The sequence below is a fragment of the Nostoc sp. genome (assembly GCF_036919495.1).
Taxonomy (GTDB): Bacteria; Cyanobacteriota; Cyanobacteriia; order Cyanobacteriales; family Nostocaceae; genus Nostoc.
On the sequence record NZ_JBALBZ010000121.1, the window covers coordinates 1 to 4,393 of the forward strand.

At 45.9% G+C, this 4,393-nt stretch carries 5 protein-coding genes; all 5 read left to right on the plus strand.

All coding sequences use genetic code 11. The features are described from left to right. The first annotated feature begins 1 nt into the window (after position 1). Entirely contained in the window at positions 2–502 is a 501-nt protein-coding gene (locus tag V7K25_RS16735; protein ID WP_335159671.1) for a DUF2231 domain-containing protein, read from the plus strand. Next, positions 499–1,119 (plus strand): DUF2231 domain-containing protein, encoded by a 621-nt coding sequence (locus tag V7K25_RS16740; RefSeq protein ID WP_334788960.1) that lies wholly within the window; start codon positions 499–501, stop codon positions 1,117–1,119. The genes V7K25_RS16735 and V7K25_RS16740 overlap by 4 nt, the downstream gene beginning before the upstream one ends. Before the next feature lie 52 nt (positions 1,120–1,171). Further along, the gene (locus tag V7K25_RS16745) at positions 1,172–2,077 is read left to right on the plus strand and encodes a cytochrome c oxidase subunit II (RefSeq protein ID WP_335159673.1); all 906 of its coding nucleotides are present in this window, start codon (positions 1,172–1,174) and stop codon (positions 2,075–2,077) included. 14 nt (positions 2,078–2,091) lie between these two features. After that, positions 2,092–3,753, plus strand: coding sequence for a cytochrome c oxidase subunit I (gene ctaD, locus V7K25_RS16750; protein WP_334788961.1), 1,662 nt, complete (start codon positions 2,092–2,094; stop codon positions 3,751–3,753). Positions 3,754–3,845: 92 nt separating this feature from the next. Then, the coding region (locus V7K25_RS16755; RefSeq protein ID WP_335159672.1) for a cytochrome c oxidase subunit 3 at positions 3,846–4,393 on the plus strand (548 nt) is incomplete at its 3' end.

Consider the following 4,393-nt stretch of genomic DNA (forward strand, 5'->3'; position numbering starts at 1 on the left):
AATGCTTGAGTATTTTACATCTTTGAACGACCACAATTTACCCTATCCAGATACGATTCATCCCATCCTTGTCCACTTCGTAATTGCGATGGTATTGTTTTCTTTTTTCTGCGATGTAGTTGGCTATTTTACTGGTAAAGCCAGTCTTTTTGAGGTGAGTTGGTGGAATATGTTAGTTGCCACGATCGCTATCTTCGCCGCGATCATTTTTGGTCAGTTTGAAGCGGGTTTAGCACAGCCTTACACCCTAGCTAAATCGGCGCTGAATTTACATACGCTGATTGGTTGGTCGCTTTCGGGAATCATCACCGCAATTACAGCTTGGCGTTATGTAATTCGTACCCGCAACCCGCAGAAAATACCAATTTATTATTTGGGAGCCGGACTAGTTTTAATCCTGATAGTTGGCTTGCAGGTATATCTCGGAGATCAACTTGTTTGGGTATATGGATTGCATACAGTGCCAGTTGTAGAAGCACTAAAGGATGGTGTGTTGCGATGAACTCAGAATTAATTGACCAATTGACCGGCTCTTTAGGCGCAAACGGATTACCTTACACAATTCCCATTCATCCCAACTTAGTCCATCTCACCTTGGGTTTATTCATCATTGGGATTACCTTCGATATCGTTGGTGTTCTGTTCCCCTTTGAAAAATGGGTCTTCAAATTTTTGGCAATTACTGTCGAACGTGACAAATTATTTGATGTTGGGTGGTACAACATGCTAGCTGCCAGCATCATTACATTTTTCACCGTGGCAGCAGGCTTTTATGAAATGCTGTTGGCAACACCACCAGCTGATATGAAGAGTGCCTGGGGATTACAGGCAATGCAAACCATGATTTGGCATGGTGTAGGTGGTGTGTTGTTATTAGCGCTGATTGTTGGCATGACCATCTGGAGAGGATGGCAGCGCTTCGTTTGGGGCAAACAAGAATATAAACAGTCAGATAGAGAAGTGCAGTGGATATATCTGTTCGCAGGCATAGCAATCATGTTGATTATGTTCGTCCACGGGACACTAGGAGCGCAACTAGCCACCGAATTTGGCGTACACAATACAGCAGATAATTTGCTGCGATTAGGCCAAGACTTCAACACTCAAATAAGTCATTAGTCATTTGCCCAATGCCCCATGCCCAATGCCCTATGCCCAATAACCAATGACCATGAAAATCCAGAAGATTTTAAATATTTTAACCGTGCTTACAGGCGCGATCGCAGTGACTATTACCAGTCTCTGGATTGGCAAACAGGCTTACTTTTGGCTTCCTCCCCAAGCAGCAGCCGAATCCCAACTAATTGATGATTTGATTAGCTTCTTAGTAACCCTCGGTGCCTTCATCTTTTTCGGAGTAACAAGTACTTTAATGTATTCTGTGATCTTCCATCGAGCAGTCAAAGATGACTTCACCGACGGTCCGGCAATTCATGGCAATGTCACCTTAGAAGTTGTCTGGACAGCAATCCCAATTCTTTTGGTGTTTTGGATTGCGGGTTACAGCTACCAAGTTTATGAACAAATGGGGATTCAAGGCCCAGCCGAATTAGTTCACCTGCATAATCCGCTAGCAATGGAATCAGTACCAGCTAAGGCTTTAGCAGAACCCGTTGAGAAAATCGACGTATTAGCTAAACAGTGGGCGTGGGTTTTTCATTACCCAGAAAGAGATGTCACTAGTACCGAATTGCATTTACCGAGCGATCGCCGGATACGTTTAGCACTAAAATCACAGGATGTTTTGCACGGCTTCTATATACCTGCATTTCGCCTCAAGCAGGATATTATTCCTAACCAGAGCATCGACTTTGAATTTACTCCGATCCGCCCCGGACAATACCGATTGACCGATTCCCAATACAGTGGCACATACTTCGCAACGATGCAAGCGAATGTAGTCGTAGAATCTCCTGAAGATTATCAGCAGTGGCTGGCACAAGCTGCAACTCAAAAGCCATCTCCAGCAAAGAATCAGGCAGCTTCTGAGTATGCCCAAACATCCAAACAATCAATCAAAACAGGTTGGGTTACAGTTCCACCTGCTGCACCGACTCTAGTCAATTCTCCTGGTTAAAAGGAAAGTAAGCGATGACTAATATTCCAATTGAAGGCATTCTTCTCCCTAACGAGAAGCCTAACCACGAATCTCCAAGTAACTGGAAAGAATACTTTAGCTTTAGTACAGACCACAAAGTTATTGGTATCCAGTATCTCGTTACCTCATTCTTCTTCTTTCTCGTCGGCGGAATCTTTGCGATGGTGATGCGGGGAGAACTGCTAACACCCGAATCAGATTTAGTCGATCGCACCGTCTATAACGGGATGTTCACCATGCACGGCACTGTGATGCTGTTTTTGTGGACATTTCCCTCACTGGTTGGTTTTGCTAACTATCTAGTGCCACTGATGATTGGGGCGCGAGATATGGCATTTCCCCGCCTCAACGCCGTTGCCTTTTGGATGGTGCCAGTAGTTGGGATTTTGATGATGGGTAGCTTCTTCGTCCCTGGTGGCCCAGCCCAAGCCGGTTGGTGGTCTTACCCGCCAGTCAGTCTCCAGAATCCCACAGGTAACTTAATAAATGGTCAAGTTATCTGGCTGTTAGCGGTGGCAATATCCGGCGTATCCTCAATTATGGGGGCAGTCAACTTTGTTACCACAATCGTGAAGATGCGGGCACCAGGAATGGGCTTCTTCAGAATGCCCTTGTTTGTCTGGGCAGTATTTAGCGCCCAGATTATCCAACTATTCGGATTACCTGCATTGACAGCTGGCGCGGTGATGTTGCTACTTGACCTGACAGTTGGCACCGCCTTTTTTGACCCAGCCAAGGGCGGGAATCCAGTTATGTTCCAGCATTACTTCTGGTTCTACTCCCACCCCGCCGTTTACGTGATTATTTTGCCCATCTTCGGCATCTTCTCGGAAATCTTCCCAGTATATTCACGTAAACCTCTATTTGGTTACAAAGTAGTTGCCGTTTCATCGATCTTGATTGCCCTAGTCAGTGGCATTGTTTGGGTACACCATATGTACGTCAGTGGTACATCAGGCTGGATGCGGTTGGTTTTCATGATGACAACGATGTGTGTATCTGTACCCACGGGAATTAAAGTATTTGCTTGGGTAGCGACTATTTGGGGCGGGAAACTGCGGTTAAATACCCCCATGCTGTTTGCCTTGGGCGGATTAGTCATGTTTGTGTTCGCCGGCATCACAGGCATCATGCTTTCTTCTGTGCCGGTCGATGTCCACGTTAACAATACCTATTTTGTGGTGGGACACTTCCACTACGTCCTTTACGGCACCGTGACGATGGGCTTATTTGCTGCCATCTATCACTGGTTCCCCAAAATGACCGGGCGGATGTACTCCGAAAGCTGGGGTAAAATCCATTTCTGGTTAGCCTTCATCGGCACCAACCTCAACTTTTTGCCCATGCACCCATTAGGATTGCAAGGAATGTTACGCCGAGTTGCTTCTTACGCCCCAGAGTATCAATTTTGGAATGTGATCGCTAGCCTGGGCGGATTTCTCTTAGGAATGTCCACCTTGCCCTTTATCTTCAACATGGTAATTTCTTGGATGCAAGGCGAGAAAGCACCTGCTAATCCTTGGCGGGCAATTGGATTAGAGTGGTTAGTTTCTTCACCCCCTCCAGTAGAAAACTTTGAAGAAATTCCGATCATCATCTCCAAACCCTACGGCTACGGCAAATCAGAACCCTTAACAGCCAACCTAAGAGAATAACCCAAAGGGAAGCCACAGAAACCCTCCGCGCCCCTCTGCGCTTCCCTCCGCTACCTAGTGCGTTTCAAATTCCCCCTCAAACTAACAGCAAAATGGACACTTATATCAATCCCCATGAATTGCACCACACAGCCGCAGAACATACCCACGACGAAGAAGGCAACAAAATGTTTGGCTTCATTGTCTTCCTACTGTCCGAAAGCGTTATCTTTTTAAGTTTTTTCGCCGGATATATCATCTACAAAACAACAACTCCTAACTGGCTACCAGCTGGTGTTTCCGGATTAGAAGTAAAAGATCCGGCAATCAACACAGTCATTCTAGTTTCCAGTAGTTTTGTGATTTATTTAGCAGAACGCGCCCTTCAACGCCATGACTTGAAAGGGTTTCGCCTGTATCTCTTCGCTACGATCGCAATGGGAACTTACTTTTTAGTCGGGCAAGCGATTGAATGGAGTCACCTGGAGTTTGGTTTCACCTCCGGGACATTCGGTGGCACATTTTACTTGTTAACGGGCTTCCACGGTTTGCATGTTCTCACTGGCATTTTGTTGCAGTTGATTGTTTTGGGTCGTTCTTTCATACCTGGTAACTACGAAACAGGTCACTTTGGCGTCAATGCCACTTCGTTGTTTTGGCA